This is a genomic window from Enterococcus gallinarum (genome assembly GCF_021496385.1).
GTDB classification, from domain to species: Bacteria; Bacillota; Bacilli; order Lactobacillales; family Enterococcaceae; genus Enterococcus_D; species Enterococcus_D gallinarum.
The window spans coordinates 2,291,291-2,314,344 of the sequence record NZ_CP050816.1 but is presented as its reverse complement, the minus strand read 5'-3'; the positions used below and the strand labels follow the sequence as shown (position 1 = coordinate 2,314,344).

Annotated in this window: 22 protein-coding genes; 19 read left to right on the top strand and 3 right to left on the bottom strand. The window is 40.5% G+C overall.

Annotated features, from left to right (window positions below):
- The first annotated feature begins 164 nt into the window (after positions 1-164).
- The 5 genes from HED61_RS11495 (at position 165) to coaE (ending at position 5,525) form a co-directional block, all read left to right on the top strand.
- Positions 165-632 carry a MaoC family dehydratase gene (locus HED61_RS11495; protein ID WP_003126486.1) on the top strand — a complete coding sequence of 156 codons (468 nt, stop codon included), beginning with the start codon at positions 165-167 and terminating at the stop codon, positions 630-632.
- Entirely contained in the window at positions 613-1,305 is a 693-nt protein-coding gene (locus tag HED61_RS11490; RefSeq protein ID WP_219645043.1) for a Bax inhibitor-1/YccA family protein, read from the top strand. The genes HED61_RS11495 and HED61_RS11490 overlap by 20 nt, the downstream gene beginning before the upstream one ends.
- Positions 1,306-1,431: 126 nt before the next feature.
- The gene (gene polA, locus HED61_RS11485; RefSeq protein WP_219645044.1) at positions 1,432-4,077 is read left to right on the top strand and encodes a DNA polymerase I; all 2,646 of its coding nucleotides are present in this window, start codon (positions 1,432-1,434) and stop codon (positions 4,075-4,077) included.
- Positions 4,078-4,092: 15 nt separating this feature from the next.
- A complete protein-coding gene (gene mutM, locus HED61_RS11480) occupies positions 4,093-4,935 on the top strand; it encodes a DNA-formamidopyrimidine glycosylase (protein WP_113849642.1) in 843 nt (280 codons plus the stop codon).
- Entirely contained in the window at positions 4,932-5,525 is a 594-nt protein-coding gene (gene coaE / locus HED61_RS11475; protein ID WP_103299815.1) for a dephospho-CoA kinase, read from the top strand. The genes mutM and coaE overlap by 4 nt, the downstream gene beginning before the upstream one ends.
- Before the next feature lie 140 nt (positions 5,526-5,665).
- Here the strand turns inward: coaE and HED61_RS11470 are convergent, their stop codons facing one another.
- Positions 5,666-6,463 (bottom strand): ABC transporter ATP-binding protein, encoded by a 798-nt coding sequence (locus tag HED61_RS11470; protein ID WP_113849643.1) that lies wholly within the window; start codon positions 6,461-6,463, stop codon positions 5,666-5,668.
- Between the two features lie 128 nt (positions 6,464-6,591).
- Here HED61_RS11470 and HED61_RS11465 point away from each other — a divergent pair, with 128 nt between their 5' ends.
- The 12 genes from HED61_RS11465 to HED61_RS11410 all read left to right on the top strand — a co-directional run bounded on the left by HED61_RS11465 (position 6,592) and on the right by HED61_RS11410 (position 17,137).
- A complete protein-coding gene (locus HED61_RS11465) occupies positions 6,592-6,924 on the top strand; it encodes a CsbD family protein (protein ID WP_135172123.1) in 333 nt (110 codons plus the stop codon).
- A 306-nt stretch (positions 6,925-7,230) separates the two neighbouring features.
- Positions 7,231-7,872, top strand: a complete 642-nt coding sequence (locus HED61_RS11460) for a FusB/FusC family EF-G-binding protein (protein ID WP_113849644.1) — start codon at positions 7,231-7,233, stop codon at positions 7,870-7,872.
- A 200-nt stretch (positions 7,873-8,072) separates the two neighbouring features.
- Positions 8,073-8,573: a transcriptional regulator NrdR gene (gene nrdR, locus HED61_RS11455; protein ID WP_003126495.1), complete on the top strand. Its 501-nt coding sequence runs from the start codon at positions 8,073-8,075 to the stop codon at positions 8,571-8,573.
- 14 nt (positions 8,574-8,587) lie between these two features.
- A complete protein-coding gene (locus tag HED61_RS11450; RefSeq protein WP_219645049.1) occupies positions 8,588-9,949 on the top strand; it encodes a replication initiation and membrane attachment family protein in 1,362 nt (453 codons plus the stop codon).
- Positions 9,949-10,881 (top strand): primosomal protein DnaI, encoded by a 933-nt coding sequence (gene dnaI, locus HED61_RS11445; RefSeq protein WP_138371988.1) that lies wholly within the window; start codon positions 9,949-9,951, stop codon positions 10,879-10,881. Before HED61_RS11450 ends, dnaI begins: the two co-directional genes overlap by 1 nt.
- 18 nt (positions 10,882-10,899) lie before the next feature.
- Positions 10,900-11,334 carry a hypothetical protein gene (locus HED61_RS11440; protein WP_003126500.1) on the top strand — a complete coding sequence of 145 codons (435 nt, stop codon included), beginning with the start codon at positions 10,900-10,902 and terminating at the stop codon, positions 11,332-11,334.
- Positions 11,335-11,703: 369 nt separating this feature from the next.
- Positions 11,704-12,399, top strand: a complete 696-nt coding sequence (locus HED61_RS11435) for a tRNA (adenine(22)-N(1))-methyltransferase (protein ID WP_103300798.1) — start codon at positions 11,704-11,706, stop codon at positions 12,397-12,399.
- Positions 12,399-13,514 (top strand): Nif3-like dinuclear metal center hexameric protein, encoded by a 1,116-nt coding sequence (locus HED61_RS11430; protein ID WP_103300799.1) that lies wholly within the window; start codon positions 12,399-12,401, stop codon positions 13,512-13,514. Before HED61_RS11435 ends, HED61_RS11430 begins: the two co-directional genes overlap by 1 nt.
- Positions 13,515-13,526: 12 nt before the next feature.
- A complete protein-coding gene (pepT, locus tag HED61_RS11425) occupies positions 13,527-14,756 on the top strand; it encodes a peptidase T (protein WP_003126503.1) in 1,230 nt (409 codons plus the stop codon).
- A 131-nt stretch (positions 14,757-14,887) separates the two neighbouring features.
- Positions 14,888-15,796 (top strand): diacylglycerol/lipid kinase family protein, encoded by a 909-nt coding sequence (locus HED61_RS11420; protein WP_103300801.1) that lies wholly within the window; start codon positions 14,888-14,890, stop codon positions 15,794-15,796.
- A 20-nt stretch (positions 15,797-15,816) separates the two neighbouring features.
- Positions 15,817-16,089 (top strand): DUF1294 domain-containing protein, encoded by a 273-nt coding sequence (locus HED61_RS11415; RefSeq protein WP_005471409.1) that lies wholly within the window; start codon positions 15,817-15,819, stop codon positions 16,087-16,089.
- Between the two features lie 10 nt (positions 16,090-16,099).
- Positions 16,100-17,137 (top strand): lysylphosphatidylglycerol synthase transmembrane domain-containing protein, encoded by a 1,038-nt coding sequence (locus HED61_RS11410; protein WP_219645045.1) that lies wholly within the window; start codon positions 16,100-16,102, stop codon positions 17,135-17,137.
- Between the two features lie 115 nt (positions 17,138-17,252).
- Here HED61_RS11410 and HED61_RS11405 read toward each other — a convergent pair whose 3' ends face one another.
- On the bottom strand, positions 17,253-18,776 hold the full coding sequence (locus tag HED61_RS11405; protein ID WP_005471413.1) for an ABC-F family ATP-binding cassette domain-containing protein: 1,524 nt from the start codon (positions 18,774-18,776) through the stop codon (positions 17,253-17,255).
- A gap of 407 nt (positions 18,777-19,183) precedes the next feature.
- Here HED61_RS11405 and clpB point away from each other — a divergent pair, with 407 nt between their 5' ends.
- Both clpB and lepB read left to right on the top strand, forming a co-directional pair.
- Positions 19,184-21,787: an ATP-dependent chaperone ClpB gene (clpB, locus tag HED61_RS11400; RefSeq protein ID WP_219645046.1), complete on the top strand. Its 2,604-nt coding sequence runs from the start codon at positions 19,184-19,186 to the stop codon at positions 21,785-21,787.
- A 360-nt stretch (positions 21,788-22,147) separates the two neighbouring features.
- Positions 22,148-22,717 (top strand): signal peptidase I, encoded by a 570-nt coding sequence (gene lepB / locus HED61_RS11395; RefSeq protein WP_113849647.1) that lies wholly within the window; start codon positions 22,148-22,150, stop codon positions 22,715-22,717.
- A 66-nt stretch (positions 22,718-22,783) separates the two neighbouring features.
- Here lepB and HED61_RS11390 read toward each other — a convergent pair whose 3' ends face one another.
- Positions 22,784-22,969 (bottom strand): hypothetical protein, encoded by a 186-nt coding sequence (locus tag HED61_RS11390; protein WP_003126511.1) that lies wholly within the window; start codon positions 22,967-22,969, stop codon positions 22,784-22,786.
- Positions 22,970-23,054: the final 85 nt, after the last annotated feature.

The following is a 23,054-nucleotide window of genomic DNA, read 5'->3' as shown; positions in this document are numbered from 1 at the left end:
GTGAGACCTACTATTTAGCCTTCGTTGCTATTGCTCGCATCGATTTGACAAAAGTCAGCGCCCCGTTTTTGCTTTTTTGGGACATCGCACCACGAACTTGCACTTTTATCTGCATCTGATAAAATGAAATCAGAGTAAAATTATTTATTTTGGAGGAAATAAATTTGAACATTGGTAAACCGCGAAAACTAGGTAAGAAAATTGATGAAATCGAGGAAGGCGATTCGTTATCTTTAACAGAATCGATCGAAGACAGTCAGCTTTTGTTGTATCTCGGTTTGACAAATGATGCCAATCCGCTTTATATTCAGCATGACTATACCCAAAAAACAGAATACCAACGGCCAATCGTGCCTTCGGTAATGTTGATGGGGATTATTACAAGTGCGATTTCTAAACATTTGCCAGGACCAGGTTCTCATGTGGTGAATTTTTCGGTGAACTTTATTGAACCTGTTTTTCATTATGAGACGTTGACCTTCGATTTCGAAGTGATCAAAGTCGATAAGATGAAAGACGTAGTGACGATCTCTGTTGAAGCTGTCAATACGCAAGAAGATCGTGTGTTGGATGCAGTAGTGATGGTCCAACCTCCAAAAATCGTAGAGGAAGGTGAAGAAAATGAACAATGAAGTAGTTAATGCCCAAGGGCTCAATCGTTTTTATTCCAAAGTCTATCTATTTTTTGCTGTAGGACTAGGAATCAGCGCAGTGTCTGCCTACTTTTTCGGACAAGTATTTGCAGAACAAACAATGAATTTTATCCGTAATTTTCCACTAGGCTTTACAGGGTTATGGATCCTTCAAATTATTTTGGTCTTGGTCTTAGGCGCAAAAGCGCAAAAGAATCCTTCGCTGACCATAGCAGGATATCTGGTTTACTCCCTTTTAAATGGGGTGACGCTGTCAGTTACACTAATGTATTATGACTTCGGATCGATCGCAGGTGCATTTGTTTCCGCAGCGATCACTTTCGGCGTAATGTCAGCATTTGGTATCATGACAAAACGTGATTTAAGTGTTGTGGGACGAATCGGCTACGGCATGTTGATCGGGATCATCATTTCGACATTGCTGAATGTGTTTATTTTGCATAGTGGTCCAGTTGACTTTTTCTTGTCGATCGTGACAGTATTTGTCTTTATGGGAATCACTGCCTATGACAACCAACAGATCCGTAATCTATACCAAGCAACGAATGGCCAAGCAAATACTGGAATGGCTGTCTTCATGGCATTACAGTTGTATCTTGACTTTATCAACTTGTTCTTAGCGATTTTGCGAATCTTTGGTAAAAACAACTAATGAGGAAATGCGAGGAAACTCGCATTTTTTTTTGCAATTGGCTTAATCGAACAAAGGCAATCCATCGCTTTTCATGGATTTCTTTGATAGAATAAGAGAGAACTTTTGAGGTGAGGAGTTATTCAAATGACAAAAAATAAATTATTGCTAGTTGACGGAAATAGTGTCGCATTTCGGGCTTTTTTTGCACTGCACAATTCATTGGAACGTTTTAAAAACAACAATGGTTTGCATACCAATGCGATTTACGCTTTTCACACCATGTTTGAAAATGTAATGGCAAAAGAACAGCCAACTCATGTCCTGGTGGCTTTCGACGCGGGCAAAACAACTTTTCGGACTGCGATGTATGAGGAATATAAAGGCGGCCGTTCAAAAACGCCTGGAGAATTCAAGGAACAAATGCCCTATATTCGCGAACTGATCACCGCTTTAGGTGTTCAGTATTATGAACTGGACAATTATGAAGCGGATGATATTATCGGCACATTGGCACAAAAAGTTGACAAAGAGCAATTTGATGTTGTGGTATTATCTGGAGATCGCGATTTGACCCAATTGGCTACCGACCATGTGAAGGTTGATATCACAGTAAAGGGTGTCAGCGAGATCGAAAGTTATACGCCAGAACACGTTGCAGAAAAATATGATGGTTTAGCGCCATTACAGATCATTGATATGAAAGGATTAGCTGGAGATGCCTCTGACAACATTCCCGGTGTCACAAAAATCGGTGAAAAGACGGCCATCAAACTTTTGAAAGAATATGGTTCAGTTGAAGGAATCTACGAGCATATCGATGAGATGAAACCAAGCAAGATGAAAGAAAACTTGCTCAATGATAAAGAGATAGCCTTTTTGTCAAAAAAATTGGCAACGATCGATTTGGATGCGCCAGTGGATGTGGCCATTGATTCATTGAAGTACGAAGGAAAAGATCTGGATAAATTGATTCCATTCTATCAAGAAATGAACTTCAATTCTTTCTTGGAAAAATTAAATGTGGTGACTGAACCGGAAGAAATGGAAGATATTCTTTTTGACGTTGTAACAGAGGTCACTCCGGAAATGTTTACTGAGGATATGGCTCTTTATATCGAGATGCTGGGCGATAACTATCATTTAGAAGATATCGTTGGTGTCGCTTGGGGGAATCAGCAAAAAATTTATGTGACCAATCAAGATGATCTCTTTGAAAATGAGTATTTTATTGCTTGGCTAAAAAATGCCTCTTCACAGAAGAAAGTCTATGATGCAAAACGAACGTATGTGGCGCTGAATCGTTATGCGACTGCACCACAAGGGATTGTCTTTGATACATTATTAGCTGCTTACTTGCTAGATACCAATGATTCAAATAATGATATTGCTGGTGTTGCTAAGCATTATGGATTTGATGCGATTCAATCGGACGAAGCTATCTATGGCAAAGGTGCGAAACGAGGACTACCGGCAGATGAAGAAGTCTTTTTCGCTCATTTAGCTCGAAAAGTTGCGGCGATCAACTACCTTTCTGTCCGTTTGGCGAAAGAGCTAGCAGAGAAAAATCAGACTGCACTCTTTACTGATATGGAATTGCCATTATCAAAAATTTTAGCAGAGATGGAAATCACTGGGATTCGCGTGGACGCTTCTCGTTTGCATCAGATGAAGGGCGAATTTGCAGAACGTTTGCATGAAATCGAACAAAAGATTTATCAAGAAGCTGGCGAAGAGTTCAATTTAAATTCGCCAAAACAATTAGGCGTGATTTTATTTGAAAAAATGGGGCTGCCAGTGATCAAGAAAACTAAGACTGGCTATTCAACGGCAGTGGATGTTTTGGAACAGTTGAAGGAACAGGCACCGATCGTCGAAGACATTTTGATCTATCGTCAAATTGCCAAAATCCAATCCACCTATGTGGAAGGACTGCTTAAAGTGATTCAAGGAGATGGCAAAGTCCATACCCGTTACGTGCAGACTTTAACACAAACTGGACGTTTGAGTTCCGTTGATCCAAATCTGCAGAATATCCCAATCCGATTAGAAGAAGGGCGGAAAATTCGAGAAGCCTTTGTTCCAAGAGCCAAAGATTGGGTCATTTATTCTTCGGATTATTCTCAGATCGAGCTGCGGGTTTTAGCCCATATCTCGAATGATGAGCATTTAAAAGCGGCCTTTGTAGAAGGACAAGATATTCATTCAAGTACCGCTATGCGAGTCTTTGGGATCTCCACTCCAGAAGAAGTTACACCAAACATGCGACGTCAAGCAAAAGCGGTCAACTTTGGGATCGTTTATGGTATCTCTGATTATGGTCTCTCCCAAAATCTTGGGATCACTCGCAAAGCGGCGCAGCAATATATTGATACCTACTTTGAAAAATATCCAGGGGTCAAAACTTATATGGAAGAAGTTGTCCGTGAAGCGAAAGACAAAGGCTATGTGGAAACATTGTATCATCGTCGTCGCTATTTACCAGATATCAATTCCCGCAATTTTAATTTGCGGACATTCGCAGAACGTACAGCAATCAATACACCGATCCAAGGCAGTGCCGCAGATATTTTGAAAATTGCCATGATTGATTTGGATCGTCGTCTAAAGGATGAAAAATTACAAGCAACGATGCTTTTACAAGTCCACGATGAACTTGTCTTCGAAGTACCAGAAGATGAATTAGAACGCTTAGATGCTCTTGTCAAAGAAGTCATGGAAAATGCTGTCTCACTGCATGTGCCATTGTTGACAGATAGTAACTGGGGCAAAACGTGGTATGAAGCAAAATAAATGAGGTGAAATGTTGTGCCGGAATTACCAGAAGTGGAAACAGTTCGCAGAGGACTAGAGAAACTGATTTTAAATAAAACGATCAAAGAAATGGAGATTCGTTGGCCCCGGATCATTGAATCTCCAGAAGTACCGATTTTTGCAGCGATGCTAAAAGGACAACAATTTCAAGCTTTTGATCGTCGAGGCAAATTCTTGATTTTCAAATTGACCGATTATGATCTGATTTCCCATTTACGCATGGAAGGCAAGTATGAATTTTTTGAAAAAGAAGGGGTGCCGGACAAACACACGCATGTGATTTTTCATTTCACTGATGGCAGTGAATTGCATTATCGGGACGTGCGAAAATTTGGACGTATGACTTTAGTTGAAAAAGACCAGAGCAGTACGTATAAAGGAATCATGCAGTTGGGGCCGGAACCATTGCCGGAACTGTTTCTGTTGACAGACTTTACTCGTGACCTAAAGAAATCAAAAAAAGCCATCAAGCCGCTGCTTTTAGATCAAAAGCTTGTGACAGGTTTAGGCAATATCTATGTGGATGAGGCTTTATGGGAAGCAAAGATTCATCCTGAGCAATCGGCAGCGACACTGAATGAAGCCGAAATTAACTTGTTGCATCGGGCGATCATTGATGTCTTAGCCCGAGCAGTGGAGGCAGGAGGCACAACGATTCGGACCTATTTGAATGCGTTAGGCGAAGCGGGGCATTTCCAAGTCTCTCTACACGTTTATGGTCAAACCGGCAATCCTTGTGTCCGCTGTGGTACCCCGATCGTAAAAACAAAAGTTGCACAACGAGGGACCCACTATTGTCCATTCTGCCAGCAATTACACGCGGGGACAGAAAGATGAGCTTGGTTGTAGGTGTAACGGGCGGGATTGCTACTGGCAAGAGTACCGTTGTCAAGTGCTTTGAAGAAGCTGGTATCCCAATCATCGATGCTGATATCGTTGCTCGTGAAGTGGTGGAGCCAGGGATGCCAGGGCTTGAAAAAATCAAAACTGTTTTTGGGCCAGAGGTCATCAATCCCGATGGGACACTAGCTCGGAAAAAATTAGGAAAAATCATTTTTGCGGATGACAATAAACGGGAATTGCTGAACCGCACATTAGGGCCCTTTATCCGTAAAGAAATCCTACGACAGATTGAAGTCATGAAAGCAAAAGCTGATCTTGTGATCGTAGATATTCCTTTGTTATACGAAACTGGTTATGAATCCCTGCTAGATCAAGTAGCGGTCGTCTATCTTCCGGAATCGATCCAGTTGCAGCGACTGATGAAGCGAGACCATTTAACCAGCATCGAAGCCCAACAACGTATCAATAGTCAAATGCCAATAGAAGAGAAGCGCAAACGGGCAGATATCCTCTTTGACAATCAAGGAACCATTGAAGAAGTTAAGACGCAAGTTCAAGAATGGCTTGCTAAAAGAAAGAATTAAGACAGAGACACCGGCACAAAGGAGCCCCCTTTATTTCTGAAAAGCTAACAGTTGACGCATTATTTTGTCGTTTGCTGGAAACTGAAGTTAGAAAGGATATCTGGAAAGAGGCTTTGGTTGTCGCTGTCTCTTTTTTTGTTTCATTTTTTGTTTAGTGAGTTGCTTTTTGGTAAAACTGCCAGGCGATCGGAAGTGACTTCATGGAAAAAAACAGGTTTCCCATAAAAAGCAGATAACGTTTTTTCGTTAAAAATTTGCTGGCGCTTGCCAGAAGCGTGGATTTTACCATTTTTCAGCATCATGATATGGTCAAAAATCGGTAAAATCTCTTCTGTATGGTGGGTCACATAAATCAACGTAGGTGATTCCTTGTGCGCCATCTCGCCAATTCGACTTAGCAATTCTTCTCGAGCAAAAAGATCCAATCCATTACAAGGTTCATCTAAAATCAACAATTCGGGATTTGCCATCAAAGCGCGGCTGATTAAGACTAATTGACGTTCCCCTTGAGATAACTGATGAAATGGCTGGCCAATCAGTTGACTGCCGCCAGTTGAACAAAGAATGGCAATAGCTTGGTTCAAGTCTTTCATTTGGTAGTCTTGATAAATACCGATACTAGCATATTTTCCCGATAGAACGACCATTTCTGAGAGCTCCTGAGCAGGAATCTTCTCTTGCAAGGTCGCACTTATCCAACCAATTCTGCGCTGAAGGTCTGGCACAGATGTTTTTCCGTAGACTTGACCTAGAACTTGCCGTTTGCCAGAAGTCGGCCAGATCATCCCAATGATCAGTTGTAATAAAAGTGTTTTGCCAGCACCATTTAATCCTAAAAGTGCCCAATGCTGATTTTTAGCAATTTGCCAGTTGATGTCTTGCAACAAAACAGTTTGCTTGCGAACCAACTGGATGTCTTCAAAATTTAAGATGTCCATAAACTGCTCCTTGTCAAAGAATATTCTGAAAATTTGATTCAGTATACCATATCTTTAAATGAAGCGCATACGTATCTTTTGTCAATCGAAGAAATTCTTGCTATGCTAATAAAAAAGGAGGAATCATCATGGGATCATTGAAAGACGAAAAAGATGTAATTGTTGGTTCTGCAAAAGAAAAAATTGGTGAATGGATCAATAATGAAAAAATGGAACAAGAAGGAAAAGAACAGGCAAATGAAGCAAAAGCCAAAAAAGATCACCGTCAACAACAGGTAGACGAAATTGAGGATCGGCATGATGAATTAGATGCTCAACCAGGTGATAAAACATCAGAAACACTTGGTCGGGACCGATTGTTAAACGAAAATGAAGACACAGATGCTGCAAAGATCTCTTCAACCGAACGACGGGATGCTGATCATTTGAAACATTATACAGGAATCGAAGAAAAACTCTAGACAGGATCTGGAGTTTTTTTATGATAAACCATATTCGTCAATCAATATAAATAGATAAAAAAGAAGGAAATCCTGTTTTAAAAGGTATCAATAATTCCACTTTGACAAGAAAAGGATGCTGTCTGCGGACAATGATTGACAACCCCTGAAGGAAAAACTATAATAGCCAATGACTTTCCATAAAAAAAAGGGAAGTCCAGGAGGTGGTCAACAAATGCTGAATTCTGCATTGTCCTTGACTGTGGTCAGAGGAATTTATCAGTAATATCTTTTGTTTTTTCATTAAAGAGAGGATCGATATCTATTATGACCACCATTGAACCCTATCAATTTCATTTCATCAAACATCAAGTCCAACAATTAGTTCGGACTTATCAGTCTGTTAATGATCGCCATACGATTCGCACAGTTGAAATGTTAACTGAAGAAGCCATTCAACCATTTTTTTCTGAGGAGGACAAAGAAGCACAGTCTCTGATTCGTCAATTTTTTGATTCATCTTTGACGATGTCAAAGAGCTTGACCATTCTTGAAGCACTAAAAAAGAATGTCCGACCTTTTCAAGTGCCTTCAGTCAAACAAACAGAGAAACTGTTTCGTAAAGTAAAAAAATTAAAAGTACCTGATTTTTCCCAAACAGACCTTCGTGATTATACGTATTTGGCTTGGGATGACATCGGCAGTCAAAGTAAATTTATGATCGTAAATACTCAAAAAGGCTACCAAGGAATCTATGGTCATTTATCTACAGAAGTAAAAAAAGGAATCTGTCCTTTATGTCAGCATGAGTCTACTGTCTCCATGTTTTTATCGTTGACAAAAAGTGGTGGCGATGGAACATACACCAAACGAGGAAATTACATTTGTCGCGACAGTGAGCAATGCAACCAACAAATGGAACAACGGGAAACTCTGGATGAGTTTGTGTCACTGTTACAAATGAGATAAGGAGGAGAACGACAGAATTGATTCTGTCGTTTTTCTTTTGTGGCTAAAAAAACAACCGTCACATTATTTAAATTTGTAATATTTCTTTCGCTTGAAAGACTTTACCTATTAGATAAAAGAATTTCATGTTATAATTAAGCATATAAATCATCGCTGTCTCGCCATCATTCGAGACACGGAAGAGAGAACGGGGTGGAACTATGCAATGTCCAAAATGTCATCATAACAATTCTCGAGTGATTGATAGCCGCCAAGCCGACGATGGTCGCGTGATTCGCCGCCGCCGCGAATGTGAAAACTGTGGTTATCGATTTACCACATTTGAACGAATTGAAGAAGCACCATTATTAGTTATTAAGAAAAATGGCGCTCGTGAAGAATTTAATCGTGAAAAGATATTAAGAGGGTTGATACGCTCTGCTGAAAAAAGACCCGTTACAATGGAACAAATGGAAAAAATTGTTGATCATGTGGAGAATCGTGTGCGAGCACTAGGTGAAAATGAAGTTTCGACAACGATGATTGGCGAATATGTCATGGAAGATCTAGTCGACTTAGATGAGATTGCTTACATTCGGTTTGCTAGTGTCTACCGCCAATTCAAAGATATGTCAGTCTTCTTAAAAGAATTGCAGGACATCGTTGAAAAGGCAAAAGAACCAAGTGATCCGCAAGAAACAGCAGACAATCAAGAGGAATAGGAGGTCCCTGAATGGTGGGCAACATATTACCAAATCAATTGTATCGTGTCTTCAAAAGTCGTCCACTAACAACTGAAGGGAAGGATGCGCTGATTCATCTTTATCAGCCAATCATCGAAAGTGATGCCTTAGCACTCTATCTGACACTGACTGCGGATCAGCAGGATCCGCAAGAAAGTGAGTTTATTCATCTAGATATTTTGAATGCGATGAATGTAGGGTTACAGCGTTTTATTCAAGCACGAAATAAGTTAGAAGGAATCGGCTTACTCAAAACGTTTGAAAAAGAAGATGACGAGTTAGGAATCACATTTTTGTATCACCTGCAAGAGCCAGTTCATGCGAGCGATTTCTTTCAAGATGAACTCTATAGTTTCTTATTGCTTAACCATGTTGGAGAGCGAAAGTTTCGACAACTTGTTTCGTTGTTCCAACCAGCAAAATGGCAAGCAGAAGGCTATCAAGAAGTTACGGCTTCTTTTATGGATGCTTATCGCTTGGATACACAACAATTTGCAGCCAATGAAGAGGAATTACAGGAAGTCAATGGCAAATTCCAAGACACTCAAAGCAGACTGGTGTTAGATGAACAACAACTAGATTGGGATTTTCTTCTTTATGAAGCTCAACGTCGCTACATCCGTGCAGACAATTTCGATAAAGATTTTCGGCAAAAACTACTCCTATACCATTCATTATACGGCTATGATGTGATGGAGCTGTTGGATCTGATGACAGATTCGGTTTCTTTAACTACTGGGAAAATCGATCAGAAGGCATTAGAACAATTGATTTTACAAAAAACACGGACGCGTTTTACCAAAACTGTAAATAAAGTGGATCCCACTTCAGATGAAGAGATCCGACGATTTAATACATTAAAACAAAATGGGTATAGTGATAACGATCTAGCATTGATCCGCGAAAGTGAGAATAATGCGCCGATGGCATTCTTGAAAGCAATCAAAGCTGAAAAAAAGAGCTTTGTCACAGACTCCGAACAATGGCTGCTAAAAAGCTTAGTGGAACGCTCGCCATTATCCAATAGTGTGATCAATGTTCTTATTCATTATGTGTTAGTGGTACAGAACAATGCGGCTTTGCCAGCAAGTTATGTCAATAACATTGCGGCACAATGGTCTGAATTGCAAGTAAAAACCGCGGAAGAAGCGATCAAGCATGTACGGGACTTAGTTAAAGAAGCAAAAGAAAAACGCACACGGCCGCAAAGCCCGTCTAAAAAGATCATTCGTGAAGAAAAACTGCCAAGCTGGGCCGAAAAACCAGTTGAAGAAACGACATTATCCCCAGAACGTCAGGCAGAGATCGACAAAAAACTGCAAGCCTACTTGCAAAAGAAAGCAGGTGACAATTAATGGAAGATGTTGGGAAGAATCTATCAAAAATTTTAGACAAACGAAACTATCGCGATCGTTTCTCAGAAATGATGGGGGACGTATTGAAAGATCCGGATGTCAAAGAATTCATTGCAGAACATCGGGAGGAACTGACAGATGCAGATATCCAAAAAAGTTATGCGAAACTCTATGAATTTGTTCAAGAAAAACGAAAGTTTCGTTTGAATGACCCTACGATGATCGCACCTGGATATGAGCCACGACTAGCGTTGAACTTTCATTTTATCGATGTCACTTATGTGCCCACGCAAGAGCTTTTAGCGCATCAACGACAAGAAGAGATCCGTAGTCGCATCAAAGCAATGGATATGCCGAAAGATATTCAAGAGGCCAATTTTGCTCAGTATGAAAGTACTCCCGGCCGGGGCGAAGCTTTGATGGCTGCAGTCGAGTTTATTGAAAACCTAAAAAACGATCCAAGGGCTTTTCACAAAGGATTATATCTGGTGGGAAGTTTTGGGATCGGCAAAACTTATTTACTAGGGGCAATTGCCCGGGACCTTGCGGAAGCAGGTTATACGACGACCCTTGTTCACTTCCCGACATTTGCTGTCGAAATGAAACAAGCAATCGGCAAAGACTTGGTTGGCGACAAACTCAATGCAGTTAAAAAAGCCCCCATCCTAATGATGGATGATATTGGTGCAGATGCCATGAGCAGCTGGATCCGTGATGAAGTCTTTGGTGTCATTCTGCAATATCGGATGCAAGAACAACTGCCAACGTTCTTTTCCTCTAACTTTTCCATGCAAGAGTTAGAGAAGCATCTATCCGTTACTCAACGTGGAGAATCAGAGCCATTGAAAGCCAAGCGGATCATGGAACGAATTCGTTACTTGACAAAAGAGATCCAAATGACTGGCAAAAATCGCCGGAATTCGGAAATATAGAAGAGAGGAGAACTTCTTATGAAGAAATTGACGATTTTAGGTTTGGCTTTGACAACCTTATTATTAGCTTCCTGCGGTTCGCCGTCAGATAATGATTCGATGAGTGAAACAACTAAAAACGATGAAAGCACGACAAATAGCACTGTCGAAAGCGAGGCAACGACTATTTTTACAGGAGTTCTTCAAGAAAATGCAACAGCTGGCGACAACGAAACGATACAGATTTTTCTAAATGATATCGAAGCAGTCGACGATCAAGAAACGATTGTTCCTAACTTTCAAACAGACGGCGTGATCCTACACGCACCGCAAGAATCATTTGAAGGTCAAGTTTCTGAGTTGACCAAAGGAACAACGGTCCAAGTCACATTGTCAGGCTTGCCAGTAATGACTATGTCAATCCCACCTCAAGTTCCAGGAAATTCAATCAAAACAGTTGAAATTGTGCAATAACCCCACGCGTTGTCCCAACGGACAACGCGTTTTGCTGCGAATCACTGCGATTGGCTTGCGAAGCAAGACAGAGCAGATGATGAGCAGTACTAGGTAACCGAAGGGAGCGCAGTAACCTTCGTATGAATCACTGCGATTGGCTTGCGAAGCAAGACAGAGCAGATGATGAGCAGTACTAGGCGGCCGAAGGGAGCGCAGTAACCTTCATATGGATCACAACGATTGGTTTGAAAAGCAAGATATGCAAGTTTTCTTTACGAAAAGTGCAAAAGTAACTCTAGGCGAAGTAAAGCCGTAAATAAAAGGAGTAAAAACTCTCCCTTTAAAATGCAATAAAGAATGATATACTATTTCTGAAGGAGTGACGTTATGAACGAACAATCATTATCCCTGCGATTGACTCGTGTTGGCGAACAGATTCCGGATCAAGCCCGCTTGGCAGATATTGGATCAGATCATGCCTATTTACCCGTGGCATTGATGCTACAAAATAAAATTCAGTATGCAGTAGCAGGTGAAGTTGTAAAAGGACCATTCGAATCTGCTTCACGGCAAGTCGAAAAAAATGGCTTGAGCGACAAAATCACTGTTCGCTTAGCAGATGGGTTAGCTGCAATCCAACCTGATGATCAGATTGATACGGTGGTTATTGCTGGTATGGGTGGCACTTTGATTCGAACAATTTTAGAAAATGGAAAATCTCAGCAGAAAATTACTGGGAAGGAGCGCCTTGTCTTGCAACCCAATGTGGGGGAGCGGACTTTGCGAGAATGGCTTCAGGAGAATAATTACATGATTTTACACGAAGAACTGATTGAAGAAAACCATAAAAACTACGAAATCATCGTAGCTGAAGAAGGCAGTAAAATCTATACACCACAAGAATTATTTTTTGGCCCGTGTTTATTGAAAGAAAAAAATCTCGTTTTTTATAAAAAATGGGCCCATGAATTGCAGCAGCGAGAAATCGTTTTGCAAGAACTAGAGAAAGCGGCAATTCCTCCTCAAGATAAAATAAGTGAGTTAAACGAACAGATTGATTGGATCAAGGAGGTGCTGGAATAATGTTAGCTAGAACGTTTATTGAACGTTTCGAAAGATATTGTCCGCAATGGTTAGCAGAAGATGGTGATCCAGTGGGATTGCATATCGGAACGTTGGACAATGAGATCCAACGGGTAATGATGACACTAGATGTTCGTCCAGAAGTCGTTGCAGAAGCAATTGAAAAACAAGTAGACTTCATTGTTGCCAAACATCCACCGATTTTTCGTTCCATACGTCGTTTGAGAGCCGATGATCCGCAACAAAAAATGTATATGGATTTGATCAAACATAATATTTCAGTCTATGCTGCGCATACGAATATGGATATTATTCATGATGGGCTGAATGACTGGTTTTGTGAAATGCTTGGAATAGAAGAAACCACGTATCTCGTTCCCACCCATACAATCAAAATGAAAAAATTGGCTGTTTTTGTTCCAATTGAGCAAGGCGCATCAATGAGGAAAGCTTTAGGAAAAGCTGGAGCTGGACAGCAAGGAAATTATCAAAACACCAGCTATTCTCTGATTGGTACCGGCCGTTTTACTCCTCAAGAGGATGCGCATCCTGCGATTGGTGAAATTGGGGAAGAAGAGTCGGTACAAGAAGCAAAAATCGAAGTGATTTTCCCAGAAACCATCACCGAAAAGGTGTTGCAAGCGATGGTTGAGGCGCATCCCTATGAAGAACCCGCCTATGACCTTTATTCCTTGGATAACTTGTCTCAGCATTATGGGATCGGGCGAGTAGGTCAATTAAAAGCACCTGTTTTGTTGGAAGATTTCATCGATGAAATCAAAAGTGTTTTTCAGTTAGAGGGGTTGCGTTTGATCGAACCAAAAGCAAAGCGGCAAAACGTTCAACGGATTGCTATATGCGGCGGCAGTGGCGAACAGTTTTATCAAGAAGCCGTGAAGGCCAAAGCAGATGTGTATATTACTGGAGACATCAGTTATCACACCGCTCATGATATACAAGCAAACAGCTTGACGGCAATCGATCCAGGTCATAACATTGAACGGGAATGTATCCCTCGTTTTATCAAAAAATTCAATGAATGGAAAGCGGAAGAAGGTTGGCAGGTAGACTTTATTCCTTCAGAGACTTCCACAAATCCATTCCAATATAAATAGGAGTGATCAATTATGTACGAAAATTTATTACCGCGTTTTTTAAGATATGTAAAGACGGAAACTCGTTCTGATGCGACAAGCCAAACAACACCCTCCACACAAACGCAAGTGGCGTTTGCCAAGACATTGCAAAAAGAAATGGAAGAATTAGGACTTCATGATGTCCATTATAATGAGGAAAATGGTTTTGTGATTGGTACGTTACCAAGTAATGTTTCCGAACCAGTTCGTTCCATTGGATTTATCGCACATATGGATACGGCGGATTTTAACGCGGTGAATGTGGATCCCCAAATTATTGAAAACTATGACGGTGAGTCAACGATCAAATTGGATAAAGAGGGCAAATTTACACTGAATATCAAAGACTTTCCTAATTTGAAAAATTATCGTGGAGAAACATTGATTACGACAGATGGCAGCACGCTTTTAGGAGCCGATGACAAAGCAGGTATCGCAGAGATTTTGACGGCGATGGAAATTTTGCTTAACCATCCTGAAATCAAACACGGAGAAATCAAAATCGCCTTTGGACCAGATGAAGAAATTGGGGTGGGGGCTGATAAATTTGATGTGGCTGATTTCAATGTTGATTTTGCTTATACCATGGATGGCGGTCCAGTGGGTGAGTTGCAATATGAAACTTTCAATGCTGCCCAAGCTGAACTGACGATCCAAGGGAAAAATGTGCACCCAGGAACCGCAAAAGATACGATGATCAATGCTTTGCAATTGGCGATTGATTTTCATAATCAATTGCCAACAGATCAAGTGCCGGAAAAAACCGATGGTGCGGAAGGCTTTTTCCATCTGATGGCGTTGAATGGAACCGTCGAAGAAGCAAAAATGGCGTATATCATTCGTGATCATGATCGTGAAACGTTTGAAAATCGTAAAAAACAATTGCTTACAATCCAAGAAAAAATGAATGCCCAATTTGACGAAGCAAGAATCCAAATGGATTTATATGATCAATACTACAACATGAAAGAAATCATTGAAAAAGACATGAGTATTATTGAGTTAGCTAAGTCTGCAATGGAAGATCTGGGTATCGAGCCAGTGATCGAACCAGTTCGAGGCGGAACAGATGGATCGAAGATCTCTTATTTAGGGATTCCGACACCAAATATTTTTGCCGGTGGTGAAAATATGCATGGACGCTATGAATTTGTTTCCTTGGAATCAATGAAAAAAGCAACTGATGTAATCGTGAAGATTGCCGAAAAAAACGCACAGTAGAACTTTATTTTGTTTCGTTTTCAAGTAGAAAAATATCGCTTGATAATGAAAAATGAGTTGAATAATGGGCTGAGACTTGATGCAGAAGTCTGCACCATTCGCAGCCCTATTTTATTTAGGAAGTGAAAAATATGAAGATCATGGTTTTATATAATGATACGGCTGGTAAAAGCGATGCCAAGGATACTGCAGAGTCTTTTAAGAACTATCTAGAAGAACATGATCCTAAAAGTGAAGCAGTCTTGCAACCTTCCAATCCTGATATTGAGCCGGAAACAATCCAAAAAAATGCGAAAGAACATCAAATCGATACGATTGCAATCATTGGTGGAGACGGTACAATCCATCATGCGCTGCAAACATTTGTGGATCAGTTAGATAAGCTGACAGTGGCAATTATTCCAGGCGGAACGGTCAATAACTTTGCCCGTATGTTAGGGATTCCTCTCAAACCTGAAGAAGCATTTGAAACGATATTGAATGGGACTGATCGACAAATTGATTATGGATTGGTCAATGACTCCATGATGATCTCGACGATGACCATCGGATTGCTGGCCGATACGGCAGCGGCTACTTCGCAAGAAGAAAAACAACAGTTCGGACCACTCGCTTTTACCAAGCGGTTTTTCCATTATTTATTCAAAAAGAAACAATACAAATTAGAAATTATTGCAGACGGAAAACGCTGGCGTGGCAAGAGTCAATTGTTAACAGTAGTCATGTCCAATTCAGCTGGCGGATTTACCAATTTCGACGAGTTGGCACGACCAGATGACGGGCTGTTTCACATGATTTTATTGCCAAAACTCAATCTATTGGAATTCATTATTTATTTGCCCCGGATCATACGTGGTCGTATTGCGAAAGTGCCAGGTGTCGAGTACTTTACTGCAAATGAAATTGAGATTCGTGCTCAGGAAAAAACTGTTTATACACGAACTGATGGCGATCCGACAGATAATCTGCCTGTTAAAATGAAGGTGATGAAACAGGCACTTCGTGTCCGTGTTCAAGAAGAAGACTTGGATGCTAAATAATATCAACCAGAGGAGAAATGATGACAGAATTTATACAAAATCCATTGTGGTTTTATTTACTTATAGCGAATCTTTATCTTTTTGGCTTGATGGGGTATGATAAATACCAAGCCGTAAGAAAAAAATGGCGTGTCCCTGAATGGAATCTGTTGTTTATGGGATTGATTGGCGGCGGAATCGGTGGATTGATCGCGCAACGCGTTTTTCACCATAAAACACGCAAACGTAAATTTTATATTTTTTTTGCTTTCGGTGTGATTGTAGATCTTCTATTGTTTATTAAGTTTGCCTAAGGAGTTAAAAATGAAAGCAAAAGTGAAATTTGCCTTAAACCTGCTATTAATGGTCGTGATCTTAGGTGCGATGTACTATTTTATTCGCAGCTCTATGACTGATATTTTGGCGGAATTAAGACAAACCAGTCTGTCGATCGTTACAGCAGTGATGGCGTTAGGAACAATTTACTTATTTATTGAAGGACGTTCCGTCAAAGAGATCGCTGTAGGATTTCAACCGGAGTTTACAACGAAAGACGGCTTATTTACCGTTTGTTACTCTGGATTCTATCGAATTATTACTTTTGGTGCTGGGACGTTGATATCAGAAGTCAATTTTTATCGTAAAAATGGATTGAAATTGTCACAAGGTGTAGGTGTGACTACGCTGCATATGGTCATGTATAAATTGGCGGTCTTGACTTATGCTATCGCAGGGCTAGTGATTCAATTTTCTTTATTCTTTGAGAAAGCCCCAAATATGATTTGGGTGATATTAGCTGGTATGGTCGTTACTTTTCTGATTATTGCCTTTTTACTTGCACTTTCTGTAAGTGTCAACGTTCAAGTCGCTTTTGTGGTAATCAGCGACAAACTTTTCAAAAGTAAGAGCATGCGCAAAATCATCGATACTTGCAATACGCAGATTTACTCGTTACGGGAGACAGTCTATTCGATTCTCCGTGATCGTACGGCTTTTTTACGGATCTATTTCTGGAATGTCGTTAAATTGGCTGCTTGGTATGTGATTCCTTATGTAGTATTGGCACCTAAACATCCAGAAATCGACTTCTTACTGACGCTTTCTTTTGTCAGTTTTGCAGTGATCCTATCGGGTGTTATTCCTACGCCGGCTGGAATCGGTTCGTTTGAATTTGTTTATATGTTACTTTTTGGACCAATGGTAGGGACTGTTGATGCAGCGTCATCGATGTTGCTTTATCGATTTGCTACTTTTATTTGGCCATTCGTGATCGGTTTCGTCTATGTCATTTTGGAAAAACGCAAAACCATGAGTGCTGAGTTGGAAGAGTTGAAGAACGAAAAAGCGTCAGCAAAGGAATGAAACTTTTTCTTTCTCCTATTAAATCTAAATCAAAAAAATCTCGAAGGCATGCCTCAAAAACTTCAGCTAGTTCGCTGAAATTTCGGCACTTCTTCGAGATTTTTTAGTGTCGTACTTATTCACTTAATTCAATAATTCGATCTGCAAAGTCTTCGTAGAAATCGGCTTCGTGGGAAACCACTAAGACAGTTCCTTGAAAATCAGCCAGTGCTGCATTCAGATTATCTTTGGTTGCTTGGTCAATATGATTAGTAGGCTCATCCAATAGAAGAAAATTGCTTTTGATCATCATCATTTCAGCAAGTTTGACTTTTGTTTGTTCGCCACCACTCAATGATTTTAGCGCTTCTTGTGCCAGCTGACTCGGCAATCCTGCACGGGATAATTGGCGGCGTAGTTCTTTGATTGTAGCTTTAGGAAATTTATCGCTCATATAGTGCAAAGGATTTTGTAATGGTTGTTCCCAAGTTAAGTCTTGCGAGAAATAATTGAATTTTGTGTGTTGGGGAAATGAAACCGATCCATTGATAGCCGGTATCTGACCTAAGAGTGTCTTGATCAACGTTGATTTCCCAATTCCATTAAACCCGCGAATAGCGATTTTTTCACCGTAGCGTATCGTCAAATCGATCGGTGACAAAAGCGGTTTGTCATAGCCAATTTCTAAGTGTGTTGTTTCCAACGCCAATGTTGTGACGATAGGGGCATAAGGAAAAGCAATATGCGGTGTCGGCGCATCTGTTGGTGGCGTTAATCGTTCGATTTTCGCTAATTGTTTTTCTCGGCTTTTAGCCATCGTAGAACGAGAACCCGCTTTATATTTTCGAATATAGGCTTCCGTTTTCTTGATATGTGCCTGTTGGGCTTCATATTGTTTCAAATAACTTTCATTTTGCAACGCTTTGAGCTTCAGTGATTTTTCGAGATTGCCGGTATATTTCGTTAATTTGCCAAACTCGATATCGATGATATGCGTCGTGATCTGGTTGAGAAACTGTTGGTCATGAGAAACCACCAAATAGGTGCCATTGAAATCTTGGAGAAATTGAACCAGCCACTTGATGTGCTCATCATCTAAGTGATTGGTTGGTTCATCCAAGATCAGCATATCGGGTTTTTCCAATAACATTTTTGCTAAGATTAATTTTGATCGCTGCCCACCACTTAAATTGACCAGTGGGGTCTCCATACCAAGAATGGCAATGCCCAGACCTTCCGCTAAGTCAGCAATCAGTGTGTCCATTTGATAGAAGGAACCTTGATCCAATTGATTTTGTAATTCACCGGCTTTTTCAAGTAACTCATCATCCAATGTTTCAGCATATTCACCATATAGTGAAGCAATTTTTGCCTCTTTTTCAAAATCAGCAGCAAAGGCTGAGCGTAAGAAATCGCGAATGGTTTGGGTTTCGTCCACATTGACATATTGATCCAAATAGCCCATTTTCAGATTTTTTGGGAAAGTGACCTGGCCTTCATCAGGAAGAATCTCCCCGGTAATGATTTTGATCAAGGTACTTTTTCCGGCACCGTTTCGTCCAATCAGTCCGACTTTCTCGCCACGATTGATTTGAACGCTGACTTCTTCATACAAGATTTTGTCGCCGAATTGTTGCGATAGATTTGATAGTGTTAACATGATTTTCCTCCATATAAAAAAGCCATAGACAGTCATTGTCTACAGCTTACAATCTTTTTAGTATCCATCAAAAACCAGGGCATGAGAAAGAAACCTCACTCCGAGTCTTTGATGAAGCAGATGCGCTCGGCGCTTGTAGGCTCTTAACAATGCTTCATCGTGTTCTTGTTAAGAGCAGATTTTCTGATAAATTTAAAGATAAATTTAAAATAGTAGCGTGACATCTGCTTTTCCTCCGTAGAAATTGTTCATTAAGCATAACATCTTAGCTTTCCTCGTGTCAACTTTTGCTGATAGTTTGCTAAAAAAGAAAGTCAAAAAGTGCTTGCATATCTTTTGACCATTACTGACCAAAGTGGTATACTACAATGTAGGAGAAATCCTAGAAATGACGGGGAGGTAGAACAATGAACCCAGAAAAAATGACAACAACTTTACAAAGTGCCATTGCAGAAGCACAACAAGTAGCGGTAACACGCCATCATCAGGAGATCGATATCGCTCATTTATGGAAAATTATATTGCAAGCCAATCAATTTGGCCGCAATTTTTATACGGACGCTGGTCTTGATGTCGATGCTTTCGAGAAGGAAGTTGACCGACTATTGGATGAAATCCCATCTGTTGAAGGTGGCAATGTTCAATACGGACAAAGCATGAGTCAAAACTTATTTCGTTTGCTTTCTGAAGCAGACCAACTAAAAAAAGAGTTCAATGATGAGTATTTATCGACTGAAGTCGTTTTACTCGCATTAATGAAACTAAAAAACCATCCATTGACCAATTACTTAAAAGGTCAAGGAATCAATGAAAAAGAATTAAAAGCAACCATTGAATCTTTGAGAGGGGGAGAACGTGTGACATCTCAAAACCAAGAAGAACAATACAAAGCCTTAGAAAAATATGGTGTGGACCTCGTTCAACAAGTCCGCAGTGGAAAAATGGATCCGATCATTGGCCGGGATGAAGAGATCCGCGATGTGATCCGTATTCTTTCAAGAAAAACCAAAAATAATCCTGTTTTGATTGGAGAGCCTGGTGTCGGTAAAACAGCGATCGTTGAAGGACTGGCGCAACGAATCGTTAGAAAAGATGTACCGGAAAACTTAAAAGACAAAACGATTTTCTCTTTAGACATGGGCGCATTGATCGCTGGAGCAAAATTCCGTGGTGAATTTGAAGAACGGTTGAAGGCGGTCTTGAAAGAAGTCAAGAAATCTGAAGGACGGATCATCTTATTTATTGATGAGATCCACAATATCGTGGGTGCCGGCAAAACGGAAGGCAGCATGGATGCTGGTAATTTACTAAAACCAATGCTGGCTCGTGGCGAACTTCATACGATCGGTGCAACAACATTGGACGAATACCGTCAATATATGGAAAAAGATAAAGCTTTGGAACGTCGTTTCCAAAAAGTTTTAGTCAAGGAACCAACGGTTGAAGATACCATCTCGATCTTGCGGGGACTAAAAGAACGCTTTGAGATCCATCACGGGGTCAACATTCATGACAATGCACTAGTTGCTGCAGCGACATTGTCTGATCGATATATTACCGATCGCTTTTTACCGGATAAAGCAATCGATCTGATTGACGAAGCGAGTGCAACGATCCGCGTAGAAATGAATTCAATGCCAACTGAACTCGATCAAGTCACGCGACGTTTAATGCAGCTGGAAATTGAAGAAGCCGCATTGAAAAAAGAAACGGATGATGCTTCTAAAAAACGGTTGGCAAACCTGCAAGAAGAATTAGCTGATTTGCGGGAAGAAGCCAATACCATGAAGATGCAATGGGAAACTGAGAAAGATGAAGTCAATGCGGTTTCCAATAAACGGGCAGAAATCGACAAAGCCAAACATGAATTAGAAGATGCTGAAAATAATTATGATTTAGAGCGCGCTGCTGTTTTACGCCATGGAACGATTCCGCAATTAGAAAAAGAACTTGCCGAATTGGAAGCAAAAAACCAAGCGGAAGGCGTTCGAATGGTGCAAGAATCTGTGACTGAAAACGAAATTGCACTAGTTGTTGGTCGCCTAACAGGCATTCCGGTTGCGAAATTGGTAGAAGGCGAACGGGAAAAACTACTGAAATTGAATGAAACACTCCATCAACGCGTGATTGGCCAAGACGAGGCAGTCGATGCAGTAAGTGATGCGGTGATCCGTTCCCGTGCAGGTCTCCAAGATCCGAATCGACCATTAGGTTCTTTCCTATTCTTAGGGCCAACAGGAGTCGGTAAGACCGAGTTAGCCAAAGCGTTAGCCGTCAATCTGTTTGATTCAGAAGATCATATGGTGCGGATTGACATGAGTGAGTACATGGAGAAACATTCTGTGTCACGTTTAGTCGGAGCACCTCCAGGTTATGTTGGTTTTGAAGAAGGTGGCCAACTGACAGAAGCTGTTCGCCGTAACCCTTATACGATCGTCTTATTGGATGAGATCGAAAAAGCCCATCCAGATGTTTTCAATATTTTATTGCAAGTATTGGATGACGGCCGATTGACGGATTCAAAAGGTCGAGTGGTAGATTTCAAGAACACGGTCTTGATCATGACGAGCAATATTGGCTCGCAAATACTATTAGATGGTGTGACTGGGGAAGGAACGATTCCAGAATCGGTGGCTGAAAATGTTCGTTCGCTATTACGCGGTCATTTTAAACCAGAGTTCTTGAACCGTATCGATGATACAATTTTGTTCACGCCACTAAGCCTAGCCAATGTTACAGGTATCGTGGATAAAATTATTGCTCAATTGTCTCAACGATTGGAAAATCAAGACATTCAGTTATCCATTACAGAAGAAGCCAAAAAATGGATCGCAGAGCATTCGTACGAACCCGCTTATGGCGCAAGACCATTGCGACGTTTCATTACACGGGAGGTAGAAACACCTCTGGCTAAAGAAATCGTTGCAGGACGTGTTCTGCCGAAAACAAAAGTGACGATAGAAGTGTTGAATGACCAGCTTGTTTTTGAAAATACACCGATAAGTGAATAAGAGATTTCTTAGTCATCTAACTTAAATGAGAAAAATAACCCTTGAATTACCTGAATGATAGACGGAATGATACTGTGGGAAAGACCTGAATAAAGTCTTCTGCCTATTCCGCTATTTTTCAGGTTTTTTCTTTTGAATAAAAAAATCATCATGTTATTATGCTACGTCAATGTGGTTTAAGAACTTCCTTTTTATTAAACAAAGATTGGTAAATTTCTCGTAAAAAAAAACTTTCGTAAAAAGATTTTACTTGCCGAAAAGGCAAATTAAACGTAAGATTGAGAAGTAAACGTAAAACGCAGGTCTATTTTCTAATGAAGGATCTACTGAGAAAATAGTTGAAGGAGCAAATAAAATAAGATGCAGAAATTTTTAAAAGAGAATTGGTTTATTCTCGCTTTTATTGTGGTGATTGTTGTCGTTCGATTGTTTATTTTAACGCCTGTCAAAGTCAGCGGGCATTCAATGGATCCGACTTTGGCTGATGGGCAACGCTTGATTGCTTCCAAGATTTCAAGTTATCAGCGGCAAGACGTGATTATTTGCGTAGAACCGGATGATACCAGTAAAATTGCGGTGAAACGCCTAATTGGTTTGCCTGGAGATAAAATCGAGATGAAAAATGACGTCCTGACAATCAATGGCAAAGAGTATCACGAAGAGTACTTAGAAGATTTTAAGAAGCAATTTGCGGATGATCAGTTGCAAAAGGAATATAGCTACCGGGAATTATTCCAGCAAATCGCGGCCAGTGCAACCCAATTCACTGAAGATTTCTCTATTACCGTCCCTAAGGGAAAATATTTTGTTATGGGAGACAATCGTCTGATTTCAAGAGATAGCCGTTCTTTCGGTGTGGTGGATGCCGATCAAATGCAAGGAAAAGTTATCTTGCGTTACTGGCCATTAAGTGAAATTTCATTATTTTAAAAGCACAGTAAAAAAGCATTCTTGCACAGGAGCGAGTCTTCACTCGAAACATGCAAGAATGCTTTTTTAAACGACCCAAGCTACTAGTGCAATCACGGAAAAGAACATTGTCCAAACGGCAATCGCCGCAGAAGCAATGAAAATGATTTTAATAGGCAGGGGTTGGACGAATTTTCGTGCATCTTTAGAAAAGGCATAGGTAATAGATGAAAAGATCATGCAGCACAAAAGAAAAAATACCGTCAAAATCATGGCGATCTCCTTACTGACTTCCAGGTCGACTTATTGTTAAATATTATAACAGACCTTTTGAGAATCGTGAAATCAAATACACTGC